This window comes from Rhodococcoides fascians A25f (assembly GCF_000760935.2).
Classification (GTDB): domain Bacteria; phylum Actinomycetota; class Actinomycetes; order Mycobacteriales; family Mycobacteriaceae; genus Rhodococcoides.
In genome coordinates, this window is the sequence record NZ_CP049744.1 from 2035001 (window position 1) to 2050812 (window position 15812).

At 62.9% G+C, this 15812-nt stretch carries 14 protein-coding genes, 2 rRNA genes and 1 riboswitch (1 of these 17 cut by a window edge); of the genes, 8 read left to right on the forward strand and 8 right to left on the reverse strand.

What is annotated here, in order from left to right:
* Both BH93_RS09705 and rrf read left to right on the forward strand, forming a co-directional pair.
* A 23S ribosomal RNA gene (locus BH93_RS09705) occupies positions 1–1101 on the forward strand (it extends 2053 nt beyond the left edge of the window).
* A 154-nt stretch (positions 1102–1255) separates the two neighbouring features.
* Positions 1256–1372: ribosomal RNA gene (gene rrf / locus BH93_RS09710) — 5S ribosomal RNA — on the forward strand.
* A gap of 1259 nt (positions 1373–2631) precedes the next feature.
* Here rrf and BH93_RS09715 read toward each other — a convergent pair.
* Entirely contained in the window at positions 2632–2916 is a 285-nt protein-coding gene (locus BH93_RS09715) for a GNAT family N-acetyltransferase (RefSeq protein ID WP_037154620.1), read from the reverse strand.
* 186 nt (positions 2917–3102) lie between these two features.
* Between BH93_RS09715 and BH93_RS09720 the strand changes: the two genes are divergently transcribed.
* Complete coding sequence (locus tag BH93_RS09720) at positions 3103–3873, forward strand: hypothetical protein (protein WP_032378943.1); 771 nt, start codon at positions 3103–3105, stop codon at positions 3871–3873.
* Positions 3874–4103: 230 nt separating this feature from the next.
* The gene (locus BH93_RS09725; protein WP_037178015.1) at positions 4104–4424 is read left to right on the forward strand and encodes a hypothetical protein; all 321 of its coding nucleotides are present in this window, start codon (positions 4104–4106) and stop codon (positions 4422–4424) included.
* A 15-nt stretch (positions 4425–4439) separates the two neighbouring features.
* On the opposite strand, the gene BH93_RS09730 is transcribed toward BH93_RS09725, so the two are convergent.
* Entirely contained in the window at positions 4440–4802 is a 363-nt protein-coding gene (locus tag BH93_RS09730; RefSeq protein ID WP_037177631.1) for a helix-turn-helix domain-containing protein, read from the reverse strand.
* Between the two features lie 65 nt (positions 4803–4867).
* Here BH93_RS09730 and BH93_RS09735 point away from each other — a divergent pair, with 65 nt between their 5' ends.
* Positions 4868–5524: an FMN-dependent NADH-azoreductase gene (locus BH93_RS09735; protein ID WP_052065895.1), complete on the forward strand. Its 657-nt coding sequence runs from the start codon at positions 4868–4870 to the stop codon at positions 5522–5524.
* A gap of 20 nt (positions 5525–5544) precedes the next feature.
* Positions 5545–6822, forward strand: a complete 1278-nt coding sequence (locus BH93_RS09740) for an LCP family protein (protein ID WP_037177633.1) — start codon at positions 5545–5547, stop codon at positions 6820–6822.
* Positions 6823–6854: 32 nt separating this feature from the next.
* Here BH93_RS09740 and BH93_RS09745 read toward each other — a convergent pair whose 3' ends face one another.
* The 6 genes from BH93_RS09745 to BH93_RS27920 all read right to left on the reverse strand — a co-directional run bounded on the left by BH93_RS09745 (position 6855) and on the right by BH93_RS27920 (position 12448).
* Positions 6855–7595 (reverse strand): ABC transporter ATP-binding protein, encoded by a 741-nt coding sequence (locus tag BH93_RS09745; RefSeq protein WP_032378940.1) that lies wholly within the window; start codon positions 7593–7595, stop codon positions 6855–6857.
* The gene (locus BH93_RS09750) at positions 7588–8424 is read right to left on the reverse strand and encodes an ABC transporter permease (protein ID WP_037177635.1); all 837 of its coding nucleotides are present in this window, start codon (positions 8422–8424) and stop codon (positions 7588–7590) included. The genes BH93_RS09745 and BH93_RS09750 overlap by 8 nt, the downstream gene beginning before the upstream one ends.
* Positions 8402–9415, reverse strand: coding sequence for an ABC transporter substrate-binding protein (locus tag BH93_RS09755; protein WP_037154609.1), 1014 nt, complete (start codon positions 9413–9415; stop codon positions 8402–8404). The genes BH93_RS09750 and BH93_RS09755 overlap by 23 nt, the downstream gene beginning before the upstream one ends.
* Positions 9412–10134 (reverse strand): TenA family protein, encoded by a 723-nt coding sequence (locus tag BH93_RS09760; RefSeq protein ID WP_032378937.1) that lies wholly within the window; start codon positions 10132–10134, stop codon positions 9412–9414. Before BH93_RS09760 ends, BH93_RS09755 begins: the two co-directional genes overlap by 4 nt.
* Positions 10128–10227, reverse strand: a riboswitch (TPP riboswitch). (Overlaps the previous gene by 7 nt.)
* A 63-nt stretch (positions 10228–10290) precedes the next feature.
* Complete coding sequence (locus BH93_RS09765; RefSeq protein WP_032378936.1) at positions 10291–11688, reverse strand: sugar porter family MFS transporter; 1398 nt, start codon at positions 11686–11688, stop codon at positions 10291–10293.
* 118 nt (positions 11689–11806) lie between these two features.
* Positions 11807–12448: a hypothetical protein gene (locus BH93_RS27920; protein ID WP_242459175.1), complete on the reverse strand. Its 642-nt coding sequence runs from the start codon at positions 12446–12448 to the stop codon at positions 11807–11809.
* A 98-nt stretch (positions 12449–12546) separates the two neighbouring features.
* On the opposite strand from BH93_RS27920, the gene BH93_RS09775 reads away from it, so the two are divergent.
* Together BH93_RS09775 and BH93_RS09780 are read left to right on the forward strand one after the other, a co-directional pair.
* Complete coding sequence (locus tag BH93_RS09775) at positions 12547–14124, forward strand: carboxylesterase/lipase family protein (RefSeq protein ID WP_037177637.1); 1578 nt, start codon at positions 12547–12549, stop codon at positions 14122–14124.
* Between the two features lie 130 nt (positions 14125–14254).
* A complete protein-coding gene (locus BH93_RS09780) occupies positions 14255–15772 on the forward strand; it encodes an ATP-dependent DNA ligase (RefSeq protein ID WP_037177638.1) in 1518 nt (505 codons plus the stop codon).
* Positions 15773–15812 lie beyond the last annotated feature (40 nt).

The window sequence follows — 15812 nt, forward strand, 5'->3', positions numbered from 1 at the left end:
GTCGTAAGACGATGTATACGGACTGACGCCTGCCCGGTGCTGGAAGGTTAAGAGGACCGGTTAGCCAGCAATGGCGAAGCTGAGAATTTAAGCCCCAGTAAACGGCGGTGGTAACTATAACCATCCTAAGGTAGCGAAATTCCTTGTCGGGTAAGTTCCGACCTGCACGAATGGCGTAACGACTTCTCAGCTGTCTCAACCATAGACTCGGCGAAATTGCATTACGAGTAAAGATGCTCGTTACGCGCGGCAGGACGAAAAGACCCCGGGACCTTCACTACAGCTTGGTATTGGTGTTCGGTTCGGTTTGTGTAGGATAGGTGGGAGACTGTGAAGCGGTGACGCCAGTTACTGTGGAGTCGTTGTTGAAATACCACTCTGATCGTATTGGATACCTCAACCTCGGACCATGATCTGGTTCAGGGACAGTGCCTGGTGGGTAGTTTAACTGGGGCGGTTGCCTCCTAAAATGTAACGGAGGCGCCCAAAGGTTCCCTCAGCCTGGTTGGCAATCAGGTGTCGAGTGCAAGTGCACAAGGGAGCTTGACTGTGAGACTGACAAGTCGAGCAGGGACGAAAGTCGGGACTAGTGATCCGGCACCGGCAAGTGGAAGCGGTGTCGCTCAACGGATAAAAGGTACCCCGGGGATAACAGGCTGATCTTCCCCAAGAGTCCATATCGACGGGATGGTTTGGCACCTCGATGTCGGCTCGTCGCATCCTGGGGCTGGAGTAGGTCCCAAGGGTTGGGCTGTTCGCCCATTAAAGCGGCACGCGAGCTGGGTTTAGAACGTCGTGAGACAGTTCGGTCTCTATCCGCCGCGCGCGTAAGAAACTTGAGGAAGGCTGTCCCTAGTACGAGAGGACCGGGACGGACGAACCTCTGGTGTGCCAGTTGTTCCACCAGGAGCACCGCTGGTTGGCTACGTTCGGAAGGGATAACCGCTGAAAGCATCTAAGCGGGAAGCCTGTTCCAAGATGAGGTTTCTCACCCCCTCGAGGGGGTAAGGCCCCCGGCAGACCACCGGGTTGATAGGCCAGAACTGGAAGTACAGCAATGTATGCAGGTGACTGGTACTAATAGGCCGAGGACTTACCACGAAGAAGCTACGCGTCCACTGTGCAATATCTGAAACAACACACGAGTTGTTCAGCAAGCACAATCGAATACAGGTCCACGACGAAACACCACCCCGACAGCACGTGGGGGACGTGTTCTCCGACTGAGACCGCTCGTGACACTGTTTCGCAGAGTTACGGCGGCCATAGCGGAGGGGAAACGCCCGGTCCCATTCCGAACCCGGAAGCTAAGCCCTCCAGCGCCGATGGTACTGCACTCGACAGGGTGTGGGAGAGTAGGACACCGCCGAACACAACTTGAACCAGACAACCCCCGACCATCACGGTCGGGGGTTGTCTGCATTCGAAACCATCACCCCCACAACGCATTAGAGTGCGATCTCCCATCCGATTCCCAGGGCGTCGAACATCCATGTCTCACGATTGTGTGCGGTGTCCGAAGACTGCATATCGGAGCGAACAGATCGAGACGCCGCCGGCTAACCCAGCGAAGGAGTTCAGCAAACGCGTTCGCGTTTGTCAGGCGCGAGCGGAATCGTCAACGAATTCGTATGCGTCTGACAAACGCGAGCGCATTCGCCAGACGCGTGCAGGTTCGCCACACCGATGAACGCCAATCCCGCGAATCTGACCAATGAGCACGCATCTGCCGTAAGCCCCGCGCAGATCGACCGGTCCTCCCGAGTGTTCCGTGCACCGCTGCACGCACGACAGGCATTGTCGAGTCCGGGGACATATGAGACACGCACAGCCTCGGTCCACACCGCTGACGGCGTAGGGCTTCCGCACCGCACGAACGTGCGCGCAGCCGCCAGTCGCACGCACAATCGCATCCAGATCACTGACCGATCCCCACGCATCTGACACACGCGCGCGCACATGCAGCTGCGACCACCCGCACACGTTCGATCCGACGGTTGTGCCTTCGGCAGCGTCGAAGCTCCTCTGCTCAGATCGCACGCCGGCAGCATCGACGTGTGGCTGAGTGCGCACGGACCTGTATGTCCACTCGAAATCATCTATCGTGCAATGACATTCGGGACAATTGCCCAGTCCCCGCTACCGGATGAATTAATTCGGTGGAGTTCGTGGCTCAGGCCGTGCATGATCATGACACAGGCACATCGTAGAGACCGTGGAGGTGGACAATGGCAGCAGAATCGAAGTACGCAAGCCGACGAGTCGTCTGCACTCGGTTTGCGATTATTGCCAATTACGCTCTCTGAGTAGAGCTTCGGTCCGAAGGTGATGTGACACCCTTCGAATTCTCCGCCGCGCAGAACATCTCTGCGTTCGGCATCCATACTTGTTGTAGGAGAACAGATGTACCACTACGAACAAATCTTGAACGAACATCGACAACGCGTGGAGCGTGGTGTCCGGAACTACGAGCGGCGTCGTGTCGCGGCGGAAAGGGCATCGGAACCGTCTGCTAGCGAAGGGAACTCGCGAGATGTTGGGGTTGTCGACGAAGGGTCATCCAACGACGGCGATGTTTCGACTTCCGAGTCCCACCTTCGCGTCGGGACGTCCTCGTCCATGAGCTGAGGCTCAATGTTCGACCAGATCGGAATATCGATCGCCCGCCGCCTCGATGAAGTCGCGGACGAACCAGCACGCAGGGACCACCCGGAGTCCCTGCGTGCTGGTGTCGTCGAGTGCGTGCTCGGTGAGTGTGGCTGCGAGTCCTCGGCCGCGAAATCGAGGGAGCGTGACGGTGTGATGGAACGTTCTGACGCCGTCGGATTCGAGGTACTCCGAGTAGCCGGCCAGCTGAGAGTCGACGTGGATCTCGAACCGGTTGTCGGCAGTGTCGTGGGTGATCGTCACCTGCATGGTGGTACCTCCTGGCCGAATTCGCTCTGTCCACCGTAACCGGCACTCGTCCGACGGGGTGTTCGGCGGTTACTCGAGCGTGGGTAGAAGCAGTAGGGTGAGGGAAACCGAGTCGTGCAAGCGCCACCCGTCGCAACACCGCTCTTCATAAGTACGGGGCGCTCTCGAGGCTGAAGGTGGCAATCCGTGGAAGACACATCCGACCGGGGAATCAAGGCATTCATTCGAACCGTCGCTCAGCGCGGTGGACGTGCGGAGCGGCTGACCACGTCTCGCCGTAACCCCGTGCAGGTCTGGTCCATGGACGGGAAGTCCTCGTGCATCGTTCGAGTGCGATCGAAGGTGACCGGGGACTGGAAGGCTCGCAGGCAAGACGAGTCGCTCGAGAGCGACGACACCGGATCGTCGTATTGGGTGTTCGTCGACCTTGCGAACGAAGAGCCGCGCTTCTACATGGTGTCCTCGGAAGAGATGGCGACCGATATTCGCGGAGAAGTCGATCTGTGGGTTCAGGATTCGCCTCTTCGTACCAGAACCGGGCATCACGCGATCGCGGTGGACCGGGTGGCGCATGGCAGTGAGCGGTGGGACCTGTTGGGGCTGAGTTCCACGTTGGACACCACGCTCGATGTCGGTCCCGAGCAGACGTGGGTTCGTACCCCACGGGTGAAGACACCCCGCAAATCGGCGAAAGCCGCCGTGGAGGAAGAAGTCGTCGACAACCGTGTGCGAGTCGTCGCCGATTGCGAGGGCTATCGACTGAGCGGCCGCTACGACCCCGAGACCCAGCGACTGGAGATCACTGCCGGGCCGATGGAGGGTCGACGATTCGACAACCCGTCGGTCGCGGCCAGTGCCGTCGCCACCCATATCAGCGGAGATGTCGAAGAGCGCGACGGCTGGCAGTTCTGGCAGTTGGACACTCCGGATCGCGCTCCGCTGGGATCGTTTCAGTAGAGAACGGCAGGCCGGACGGGCTTCGTTGTGATTCCTCACCAAATTGTTCCATCGGCCTTAAACGGGCCAAGGGTCGGATTAATCTAGCGCTGGTAGGACGAGCTCCCTGTTTTAGCCACTGGGTCGAATCGATGTTCGAGAGTTCGTTCGTACATCGAAATCGGAGTATCAGCGAGCTCAACGGTCGACAGTGCGAGGGGTGCTGTCGACCGTGGGGAGAGGTATTCACCATGGAGCATTCCTACCGGTCAGGCACAGCCCACGCGTCCCGTTTCCTGTTCCTCATCGCGCAGTTCGTCGATCGAAGAATCCCAGCCGAGTTCTTCTCGGCCCAGTTTCGCGAGCTGCAGAACACTCAATCCGCGTACCTCGACGCCGACGTGTCGTCCGTCATCGGAATGTTGTCGGTGGACGTCGGAGCGTACCTGGGTGACGTCGAGATCCGTGGAGTCGACTACATCGACTCCGAACAACTGTGGATGGCCGCCGGACAGGCGTTTCGCGATCTGATGACCGTCCAGTCCGAGCACAACGAGCGTGAGGCCGGCTGATGGCCCAGGGCGATGTCACCTGAACCGATCGCGCTGCCGCAGAAGATCTTCGAGCCTGAATCGTCGATGGGTTCCGCGCATCTCGATAGATAGATCGCCCGCATCGGCCAACCGTCTGACATAGGTATCGGAGACCCCGAGTACTGCCGCGGCCTGCGAGGTCGTGAGTAACTCGTCCACCGTTCCGATTGCCACTGCTCGGCCGGTGGCCAGCTGGGTGAGGAGTTCGAGGACTGCACCGCGTGCCGCGTCGTCGAGTGGCACCGCCGAATCTCCGATTCTGACGTCAACGTCCGTACCCGTTCGCTTGTGTACGACGGCCGCAAGTTGTGTGGCCGAGCGCGAGGCGAGAGCAGGCATGACGAATCGGAAGTCCATTCGACCAGGATAGGAGCGGACAGTACGCATAGGGTCGAGGCACCCGACTCACAAGGAGTGTTTCAGTGCCGCAGTTGTTGCATCTCGATTCGTCCGCCGACCCGGTTCGTTCGGTCAGCCGTCAGGTGACGTCCCGCTTCTCGGACGGCTGGCATTCGATCGGCACCGACCACTCCGTGATCCATCGAGACCTGCATCTGAATCCGCTGCCGCACCTGCCCACTTCGGCGCTGCACTGGGCACCACACTTGCGCGCAGCCGACGAACATGTGGAGGCATCCGCCGAGGCGCTGCAGATCGAGCTGATCGAAGAACTGATCTCGGCGGACGTGGTGCTCATCGGCGCACCGATGTACAACTGGTCGATCCCGTCGACCTTGAAGGCGTGGATCGACTACGTACACGTTCCCGGCATCACCGTCCCGTTCGACGGCGATACGGCTCCCCTCGTCGGCAAACCTGCTGTTGTGGTGACCAGCCGCGGTAACGACTACACCCCCGGTACCGACGGCGCGTCGGCTGACCACACCACGGCCCAGTTGCGGCAGGTTCTCGGGGTCGCGCTCGGGATGGACGTCCACTTCGTCCCGATCGATCTGACGCTTGCCACACGAGTGCCGGCGCTGGCACCCCGGATTCCGCAGGCGCAGGCCAGTCTCGAGGCTGCGTTCGTCGCCGTCGAGGGACTCGCTCTGCAATTGGGCGGGGCGTTGCCCAGGTAGGACCCGAGTAGCCTGGCGAGGTGCTACCGAACGGCCCAGTCAACGACACCACCCGCGGCAACCGCGGATCGGGTCGGCATCGTATCCACACAGCGTCGCGTCATCGTGCGCTCGCGCTTCGGATCGGACGGGTCGTCGTTGCCACTGCTGCGGTCGCCTCGGTTGCGGTGAGTGGCATCGGGTTCGCGGTCTACCGCGAGGCGACCACCGGACTGACCACTTCCGACGCTCTCGACGGTATCGCGAACAACGATCCGAGCGGCAACGGCCAGGACACCAACATCCTGTTGATCGGCCTCGACAGTCGCAAGGACATGGACGGAAACGACCTGCCCGCCGAGTTCGTCACCGATGAACTGCACGCGGGAGACAGCGATGTCGGCGGCTACAACACCAATACGCTGTTGCTGGTCCATCTTCCGGCCGATGGCGGACGTGCGACCGCGTTGTCGATACCTCGTGACGACTACGTCGACGTCCCCGGGTACGGCAAGCGAAAGATCAAGGAGGCGTACGGCCTTGCCAAGGCCGACGCCGATACGAAGTTGCTCGACGAGGGCGTCACCGATCCGGCCGAGCGTGAACGGCGAGCGAGAGAGGCAGGTCGGCGATCGACGTTGACTGCGGTTCGCAACCTGCTCGACGTACCGATCGACCATTTCGCCGAAGTGAACCTACTGGGCTTCTACGACGTGGCGACGGCCGTCGGCCCCATCCAGGTGTGCTTGAACAATCCCGTCGACGACAACTATTCGGGGGCGAACTTTCCAGCCGGCGCTCAAGAACTGAGCGCCTCGCAGGCACTGTCCTTCGTACGGCAACGTCATGGCCTCGACAACGGCGACCTCGATCGGACCAAACGGCAGCAGGCTTTTGTTGCCGGGGTGATGGCCAAGCTCAGCTCCTCCGGTGTTCTCGCGAACATCGGCGAACTACGAGCGCTGGTGGCGGGAACCAAGAACGACATCGTCATCGACGCGTCGTTGGATCCGATGACGCTCGCCGGGCAAGCCGGTGCGGTCATGCAGGGCGACATCGATTTCTACACGCTGCCGATCATGGGCTACGAGACGATCAACGGTCAGGACGTCAATCTCGTCGACGTCGACTCCATCAGGGCCGAGGCCGCGCGGTTGATCGGCAACCCGCCGGTGCCCACACCGTCGATCACCGAGGCACCGGCCCCGACGACGGGACCACCGCCACTCGCGATCGCCCCACCGGATACGACCGAGGATCTGCCCGCGGCACCAGACGAGGGCGTCCACAGTGACGGCGGCATTCCCTGCGTCGACTGAGCCCTGCGTCGACCGAACGCGCGCCGGGCAGGTCAGGGTGCGCTCAGCAGAACATCCATCAGCTGCTTCTCCACCGCAGCGAACTGAGGTGTCGTCACGATCTCCAGTCCGCGTGGGCGGGGCAGGGGCACCTCGACCTGCCGTCGTACATGGGCCGGCCTGGGGGAGAGAACCACGACCCGATCGGAGAGGTAGACCGCCTCACGGATGTCGTGCGTGATCATCAGCACCGTCCATCGAAACTCCGACCAGACCTGCTGCAACCAGGACTGCATGTCACTTCGGGTCAACGAGTCCAGCGCTCCGAACGGTTCGTCGAGCAGCAGCACCGACCGACCCTGCACCACCGTGCGCAGTAGCGCCGCTCGCTGGCGCATGCCGCCCGAGAGCTCGGACGGCCTGGCCGACTCGTAGCCGTCGAGGCCGAACACCGGGAACAGCTCCCGCGCCCGCGCCCGCGCTTCCTTCTTTGCGACGCCCTGCACTTCGAGTCCGAGAGTCGTGTTGTCCAGCACGGATCGCCAGGGAAACAACAGATCCTTTTGCGGCATGTAGGCACACGGCGGCACGTTCACCGTGCCGGAATCGGGTCGGTCCAGCTCTGCCAGCATGTTGAACACCGTGCTCTTGCCGGATCCACTCGGTCCGATGATCGAGATGAACTCGCCCGGCTGCGCTCCGAACGAAACGCCGTCGAGCACAAGCTTGTCGCCGAACGATTTGGTCAGTCCGCGAACGTCGATGCAGTTGTCGGTGGTGATCGGGTCAGACATGTAGTCCCGCCGATCCGTGGCGAGCCCACGGAGCAACCAATCGTTCCACCACGAACGTGGAGACGAAGAGGACCACACTGATCACGGCTGTGACGGCCACTGCGGCCAGGACCAGATCGGTTCGGAACGAGTTCTTCTGTTGGCTCATGTAGATGCCGAGCCCTGCACTGGCTCCGGCGTATTCGGCGAAGATCGCCCCGACGACGGCGTACGTGATGCCGATGCGCAACGAGGTGAAGAACCGGGGGAGAGCCGACGGTAGCCGTACGTACCGAAACTGTTGCCAGCGTGAGGCACCCATGCTCACCAGAAGAGATCGAGCATCGCGATCGGCTGCCGCGAAGCCCTCGATGAGCCCGATGGCCATCGGGAAGAACGTGGCCAGAGCGATCACCAAAACCTTGGGGAGCAAACCGAAGCCGAACCAGATGATCAGCAACGGTGCGATCGCAATGATCGGCAGTGTCTGCGACACGACGAAGAGTGGAACGAACGCGCGCCGGAGCCAGGGCGAGAAATCCACCGCAACAGCCAGTATCCAGGCGAAAGCCAAGGAGACCGCGAAACCGACGAGCGTCACCTGCACGGTCGCGGACGCGTTCTCGATGATCGCATCACGCTGCGCCCAACCCTGCACGACGACGCGACCGGGCGATGGCAGCACCTGCGGGCGGATACCGCTGACCTGGACGTAGACCTGCCATGCGGCTATCAGGGCGGCGACGACCGTGACCGCGGGCCATGCCCAGCGAACAGAGGCTCGGATCCCGCTGAACGAGAACGTGTCTCGCTCAGCGGTGACCGGCTTATCGATCGCCGAGATAGTCATTGGTGAAGTAGGTCGACCAGTCCGGCTCCGTCGTCAGCGGGGCGCCGTTCTGATCGGCCAGTACGCCGCTCTCGTACAGGAACTTCGAGTACGCCGTCCACTTGTCGAGGCTCTGTCTTCCGACCTCGCCGGAGGGATCCTTCATGTACTTCGCCGCGAGCATTTCCTGGCTCTCGAAAACGAGCGACTCGTCCGTGAAGGTTCCGGGGTTGGCGTCGATCAGGTCCTGGGCAGCTCTGTCTGGATCGTCGGCAGCGAGTTGGTACCCGCGTTGCAGGGCCTGGACGAATTTCTTCGCCTCGTCCGGGTGGGCAGCGAGCCAGGGTTCGTTGCCACTGATGGTGAGGGCATAGGCGTCGGGAAATCCGTAGTCGGTGTAGTCGAAGTACTTCATCGGGGTTCCGCTGTGTTCGGCTTCGATCCCCTCCCACGCGAAGTAGGAGACGGTGAAGTCCGCGGTACCGGAATACACCGCCTCGTATGCCGAGGTTCCCAGTACTACGGTCTCGTATTCGCCTGTGCCACCGTCGTTCTTGATGACCTGCTGAAGTCCGGCTTGCTCGCCGGATTCGCCGAAGCCGGCGTAGACCTTGCCATCGAGTGCCTTCGGGCTCGGGATGTCGTCTCGATCTGCGCGAACTCCGATGCCGGTTGCCCAATGCTGCAGCGGTGCGAGAACGGATACGGTCTGGGCGCCCGCCGACGTGGCGAACACCCCCGAGCTCTGTGTGCTGATGCCGAACTCGGCGTTTCCGGCATCGACGAGGGTGTCCGCTGCAGTGTTGTTGTAGGGCAGAACTTCCACGTTCAACCCGGCGTCGGCGAAGTAGCCTTCCTGCAGGGCCACGTAGAGGCCGGTGTGATTGGTGTTCGGGGTCCAGTCGAGGGCGAACCGGATGGTGTCGGAGTCGGTCGATTCCGAGCATCCCGCCAGTCCGGTGGTCGCCACGACCGCCGCTGCAAGCGTGGCGAGGATTCGAGTGGTTCTCATGCGTACACCGCACTCTCGGCCGAAGGCCACGGAGTGGGATGTAAAGCGCTGTCCCAGAACATCAATTCGTATCTCGACGCGACGACGAAGGCGTCGATCATCTGCTCGCGTTGATCTGGCGTCGCGGCCGCAGCGGCGTCGTCCACGAACGTCTTCGCAGCGTCGACGATGGCATGGAATTCAGGCGCGTCGTAGGCAGCCACCCATCGCGCATAGGGGTGATCGGGATCGCGATCGAGAACCGCCTTCGCTGCCGCGGCGAGAGAGCGGCCGACATCGGCGTAGATCCAGAAGCACGGCAGCACCGCAGCAGCTGCCACGGGATACGGCTCGGTTGCTGCGGTCGCGATCAGATACGAGGTGTAGCCCAGGCACTCGGGTGATGGCTCCGGCGTAGCCGTCGACGAGGGGAGAGAACCCCCGGTCAGCATAGCCTCGTGCGACGACGCCTCGTCCATGGCGCTCGCGGCGGCGCTCGCCCAGAATGCCCCGGCGAGCGGGTTCGGTGCGTGTGCTGCCAGCAAGGACAACGACTTCACGTACCCGCTCAGATAGAGCGAATCCTGCTCGAGGTACCGACGGAACGCGTCGAGCGGAAGCGTCCCGGCACCGAGCAGCCGTAGGAATTCCAGATTGTCGATCTCGCGTCGAATGTCCGCGGAGGCATCCCAGAGGAGATCGGTGAAGCGGACCGGGTCCGCAGATACAACAGGCGTCATCGCCTTGACATCCCTTCGTCAGTATTACCTGCATCAGGTTCGGCGGGTTTGATCTCAGCATCCGCATCGGCGGACACACCCCGTGTCAGAACGAAGCGACAGTAACACCGGTCACCCGGTGCCGATGCCGCCGCCCCTGTATCTGCGGTCCTCGGCTCACCCCAGCATGTCTTCGAGTTCCATGCCCTTGGTCTCCGTGATCTTGGCCTTGACGAAGAAGAACGACAAGGCGGCGAACACTGCGAAGCCGGCGTAGATGACCCACAGGCCCACCGACGACGTCAGTGGCGGGAAGGCAAGCGTCACAGCGAAATTGGCGATCCAATTGGCTGCGGTGCCGATTCCGAGGGCCATGGCGCGCATGCGGTTGGGGAACATCTCGCCGAGCATGACCCACATGATCGGACCCCAGGTCGACGCGAAGAAGATGACGAAGAGGTTGGCGCCGATCAGCGCGATGGCACCCCACGGAGCGGGCAGCGTGACGTCGTCGCCGCTGCCGATCGACTGCGAGAAGGCCACGGATGCCATGACCAGCCCGACGAACATGCCGAGCGAACCCGCCAACAACAGCTTGCGCCGGCCGATGCGGTCCACGAACAGGATCGCCACGAACGTCATGACCACGTTGATCACTGCGGTGATGACCGACGTGGTGAACGACTGATCCTCACTGAAGCCGACCGAGCGCCACAGCGTCGTCGAGTAGTAGAAGATCGCGTTGATGCCCACGAGCTGCTGCAGCACGGCCATCGTGATGCCGACCCAGACGATCGGTTGCAGGCCGAACTTCGGCCCGCGGATATCGGCGAACGACGAACGCGACTCCTTGCGCAGCGTGAGCCTGATCTCGTGAACGCGCTCGTCGGGGTGCAGTTCTCCGGTGATCTCGGCGAGCACTCGCGCTGCTTCGTCGTCGAGATGCTGACCCACCAGGTAGCGCGGGGACTCCGGGATCAGTGTTGCCAGCAGCCCGTACACCAGTGCGGGAACGACGCCGACGAGAAACATCCAGCGCCATGCTTCGGCGCCGAACCACAGGTCGTTGGACGCCCCGTCGGCAGCCCCCGCGAGAAGCGCGTCGGACAGCAGGGCGGCGAAAATGCCGATGGTGATGGCCAATTGCTGTAGCGAAGCAAGGGCTCCCCGCCACTTGGCCGGAGCGATCTCGGCAATGTACGCAGGCGCGATCACCGAGGCGATGCCGATGCCCAGCCCGCCCAGTACTCGCCAGAGCATGAGATCGGGGACGCTGAACGCCAATCCGGAACCGATCGAGGAAATCACGAACAGGGCCGAGCCCAGCAGCATCACCTTCTTGCGTCCCCAACGGTCTGCGAGGCTGCCGGCGAACCAGGCACCCACTGCGCATCCGATCAGGGCGATCGCGACCACGAATCCGGTGGTGAACGAGCCGAGGAGGAAGTGATCTTCGATCGAGTCGACGGCTCCGTTGATGACCGAGCTGTCGAAACCGAACAGGAATCCGCCCACAGCAGCGGCGACGCTGACGCCGATGACCTTCGCTGTGTGGCGGTCCGAGGTCTGATTCATGAGTGACGCACCTTCCGGCCGCGCGCACGGGCGTCGGCCGCTGGGGAGACCGTACGGCAGGGATTGTCGTACCGTCCCCGGACATTACGCCTGGTAATTTGCCGAGCGAACGAGACCGTCAGCGAAGGTCGAAATCCTCGGCCGAGACGGTGAATCCGTGACCGACCTGATCGGTACAGGTCACCCCGGCCTGCTCGTCGATGCTGCACTGCAGGCCGTTGGTCGAGCCGCTTCCAGGGATGGTGAGCACCTCGCCGTACGGCAGCGCCGCCGCGGGGCCGTCGAAACGATGGAACTTGGGATCGCCCAGACTCTCGAACTTCGCCGGTGATCCGGCAATCAGTTGCACTGCGTTGGGTTTCACAGCAGTCCCCGAAGCGCCACTGCCGGGAACCTTCGGTGCCGAGTCGGGTAGCGAACCGTGACAACCGGCGATCGAGGTGTTCAGCACAGCAATACCGCACTCGAATTTTCCGCTGGGGCTCGAAAAGTAGTACCAGCCAGGTGCTTTGCCGGCGTAGTCCGTCGAATTGGCCTGAGCCGCTGCCGAACTCGTCGGCGTTGCCGTGGTGGACGTCGGCGGCGTCGTGGCAGCAGGTGTGGATGACGGCGTACTGCGGGGCGTGCTCGGAAGCGCGGTGATCGGGGTGGGGCGGTCGGTGACGATCGTCGCCATCGGCCCGTCGCCTCCACCGGAACCACAGGCGGCCAGTAGGCCGACCGCCACGACTGCCGCTGCGGCACATCCGATTCTTCTCATCGTCGATTCCTTCGCTCGGGGGCGTCGTCGCCGAACATAGCGTCGCCGAGCCCAGGGATGATGTTGGTACGTTGGGCAGCGACCGAACAGGAGGCTCGATGGGCAACGCATCCGACTCCACCGCGTCCGACTCCACCGTGTGTGTGAGCACGCCGTACGGCGACGTCCTCGGCTATCCGGTCGCCGTCGACGCATCGCCGATCGTGGCGTGGAGGGGTATTCCCTACGCGACACCGCCCGTGGGGAAGCTCAGGTTCCGATCGCCGCGGCCGCTGCAGCCGTGGACCGGAGTGCTCGACGGTCTCGAGTTCGGCGCGATGGCACCACAGGGTCGCGACAGTCCGGTGCCGATCGATCCGTCGCTGTCGATCTCCGAGGACTGCCTCACGCTCAACGTGTGGGCACCCCGGCCCGATGGAGAGCAACGTCCGGTACTCGTGTGGATCCACGGCGGCGCGTACTCGCTCGGATCGTCCGCTCAGCGGGTGTACGACGGGCGGAATCTGAGCGAGAACGGTGACGTGGTGGTGGTGACCGTCAACTTCCGCCTCGGTGCCTTCGGGTTCCTCGACCTCTCGTCGTTCTCCACCGACGAGCACACCTTCGAGACCAATCTCGGACTGCGAGACCAGATCGCAGCACTCGAATGGGTGCGCGAATGCATCGCCGCGTTCGGCGGCGATCCCGATCGAGTCACTCTGTTCGGTGAATCCTCCGGGGGTGCATCGGTCACCACGTTGATGACGTCTCCGAAGGCCGAGGGCCTGTTTCAGCAAGCGATCGTGCAGAGTGCTCCTGCGACGTCGGTGTACGGCCCCGATCGAGGCGCCGCAGTGGCGTCGAGATTCCTGGAACTGGTGGGTGTCGCCCGGGAAGACATCGGCGAATTGTTCGAAATGCATTTCAGCAGGTTGGTCACTGCGGGGGACACGCTCTGCTACGAAATTCCCACGAGAGTTCCTGGAACACTGGGTCTTTCGCCGGTCGTGGATGGGGATATCGTTCCGCGTTACCCGGTGGCGGCGTTCCAGAAGGGCCTCTCGCACAAGATCCCACTGATCATCGGCACCAACCACGACGAGCCGTCGATCTTTCGGTTCATGAAGTCCCCGCTGATGCCGATCACCTCCGACACCGTCTCGGAGATGTTCCGGGCCATTGCACACGATCACGCCGATCTGCCGGCTTATCGCGTCGCCGAGATCATGGCGGCGTACCCGGACAGGGACAAACCGGCCGGCGCACAAGCTATGTCGCGTGATGCGGGATTCGTCATGCCGAGCATGTGGATCGCCGACGCGCACAGCAGGCACTCGCCGACGTGGATGTACCGATTCGATCACGCGACGCCGATGCTCAAGGCCGCTCGCGTGGGTGCCGGACACGCGACCGAACTGCCGTACGTATTCGGCAACTTCGGGACGCTGAACCGAGACCCCACGTTCTGGCTCGGCGGCCGTAAACCGGCGATGGCGGTGGCGGCGCGTATGCAGAGACGGTGGCTCGCTTTCGCGCGGTACGGCGTACCCGCTGCGCTGGACGCGTCCAAGCATTGGGCTCCGTACACCGAGAAAACGCGATGGACATTGGTGATCGACACGTCCGACGCCCTTGTCGAGGACCCCGACGGCGACATGCGCGCTGCCTGGGGCGACCGTGTGCTGGGATTCAGCTGACACGTCGCCCTGCCTTTGGTCGCTCCACAGGCATGAATCGAACGTAACAGCAAGAACACCAGCCGCAGGAGTCTCACCGGTAACAATTGGATGTCAGCAGCCTGTCGGTGGCTGCAGTTATGTTCGGTGAGTGTTGATGTCCAGGATTGTCGAAGCCTCCCGTGCCGTGGCCGCGACGCGCTCGCGCAAGGTCAAGATCGAGCAGCTGAGCGCACTGCTCGCCGAGGCGGAGGCCGGTGACATCGAACCCGCTGTGTCGTGGTTGTCGGGGGAGTTGCGGCAGGGGCGAATAGGAGTCGGCTGGCGCACTCTGGCCGATCTCGACGTCACCTCCGCCGAGGCCTCGACGTTGACGGTCACCGACGTCGACGATGCGATCTCCGCGGTCGCATCGACGTCGGGTGCGGGATCGGCTGCGCGGCGAGTGTCGCTGTTGACGGACCTGTTCTCGCGCTGCACCGCCGAGGAGCGTCAGTTCCTGATCAGGCTCGTCACCGGTGAACTTCGGCAGGGGGCGCTCGAGGGGATCATGGTCGACGCTGTCGCTGCCGCCACGAGCCTTCCGCAGGCTCCGGTGCGTCGCGCATTCATGCTCTCGGGACGCCTGTCCGCCACCGCGGTTGCCGCGATCACCGGTGGCGTCGAGGCGCTGGACGCGTTCCGGCTCGAGGTGGGACGCCCGGTCCGCCCGATGCTGGCCTCGCCCGCAGAATCTCTTCGCGCGGCGTGGGAGCAACTGAACGGAGACGTCACCGTCGAATACAAGCTCGACGGCGCTCGTATTCAAGTGCACCGTTCCGGAACCGACGTGAGCATCTACACGCGAACTCTGCGCGACATCACTGCGAGCGTGCCCGAGTTGGTGGAACTCGTTCTCGCGCTGCCGTGCGATTCCGTGGTCCTGGACGGGGAGACCCTCGCGCTCGACGACAGCGGGCGCCCCAGGCCTTTCCAGGAAACGATGAGTCGGTTCGGTGCCGAGAGCGCACACGAGCTCCTGCTGCAGCCTTACTTCTTCGACTGCCTGCACCTCGACGGTGTGGACCTGCTCGATGCCCCGCTGGAGCAGCGCCTGGCCGCACTGGACCGGGTAGCACCGGGGCACCGAATTCCCAGTGCCGTTCGGCCCGATGCGGACGAAGCAGCGGCCCACTTCGACGCTGCACTCGACGCCGGGCACGAGGGGGTCATGCTCAAAGCTCTCGGTGCACCGTATGCCGCAGGCCGCCGCGGAAAGAGCTGGCAGAAGGTCAAACCCGAGCACACCCTCGACCTTGTCGTCCTCGGAGCCGAGTGGGGGTACGGCCGCCGCACGGGTTACCTGTCGAATCTGCACCTCGGAGCTCGCGATCCCGACGGCGGTGACCCGATCATGGTCGGCAAGACGTTCAAGGGCCTGACCGACGTTCTGTTGCAATGGCAGACCGACGAATTCCCCGAACATGAGCGAGAGCGCGACGAGCACACCGTGTACCTGCGCCCCGAACTGATCGTCGAGATCGAGCTCGACGGCGCGCAGGTCAGCTCGCGCTACCCGGGCGGCGTTGCTCTGCGATTCGCGCGAGTGGTGCGGTACCGACCCGACAAGAACCTGGCGACCGCCGACACCATCGACGCTGTTCGAGCGCTGCTGCCGAAGTCCAACTGACCAGCATCCCACCTCTGCGCACCGCCGACGATTAATACGT

What these genes read in the sequence shown, in the direction of transcription:
- BH93_RS09715 (WP_037154620.1), bottom strand. Translation starts at nt 2,916, where the DNA reads ATGCAGGTGACGATCACCCACGACACTGCCGACAACCGGTTCGAGATC.
- BH93_RS09725 (WP_037178015.1), top strand. Translation starts at nt 4,104, where the DNA reads ATGGAGCATTCCTACCGGTCAGGCACAGCCCACGCGTCCCGTTTCCTG.
- BH93_RS09730 (WP_037177631.1), bottom strand. Translation starts at nt 4,802, where the DNA reads ATGGACTTCCGATTCGTCATGCCTGCTCTCGCCTCGCGCTCGGCCACA.
- BH93_RS09745 (WP_032378940.1), bottom strand. Translation starts at nt 7,595, where the DNA reads ATGTCTGACCCGATCACCACCGACAACTGCATCGACGTTCGCGGACTG.
- BH93_RS09750 (WP_037177635.1), bottom strand. Translation starts at nt 8,424, where the DNA reads ATGACTATCTCGGCGATCGATAAGCCGGTCACCGCTGAGCGAGACACG.
- BH93_RS09755 (WP_037154609.1), bottom strand. Translation starts at nt 9,415, where the DNA reads ATGAGAACCACTCGAATCCTCGCCACGCTTGCAGCGGCGGTCGTGGCG.
- BH93_RS09760 (WP_032378937.1), bottom strand. Translation starts at nt 10,134, where the DNA reads ATGACGCCTGTTGTATCTGCGGACCCGGTCCGCTTCACCGATCTCCTC.
- BH93_RS09765 (WP_032378936.1), bottom strand. Translation starts at nt 11,688, where the DNA reads ATGAATCAGACCTCGGACCGCCACACAGCGAAGGTCATCGGCGTCAGC.
- BH93_RS27920 (WP_242459175.1), bottom strand. Translation starts at nt 12,448, where the DNA reads ATGAGAAGAATCGGATGTGCCGCAGCGGCAGTCGTGGCGGTCGGCCTA.
- BH93_RS09775 (WP_037177637.1), top strand. Translation starts at nt 12,547, where the DNA reads ATGGGCAACGCATCCGACTCCACCGCGTCCGACTCCACCGTGTGTGTG.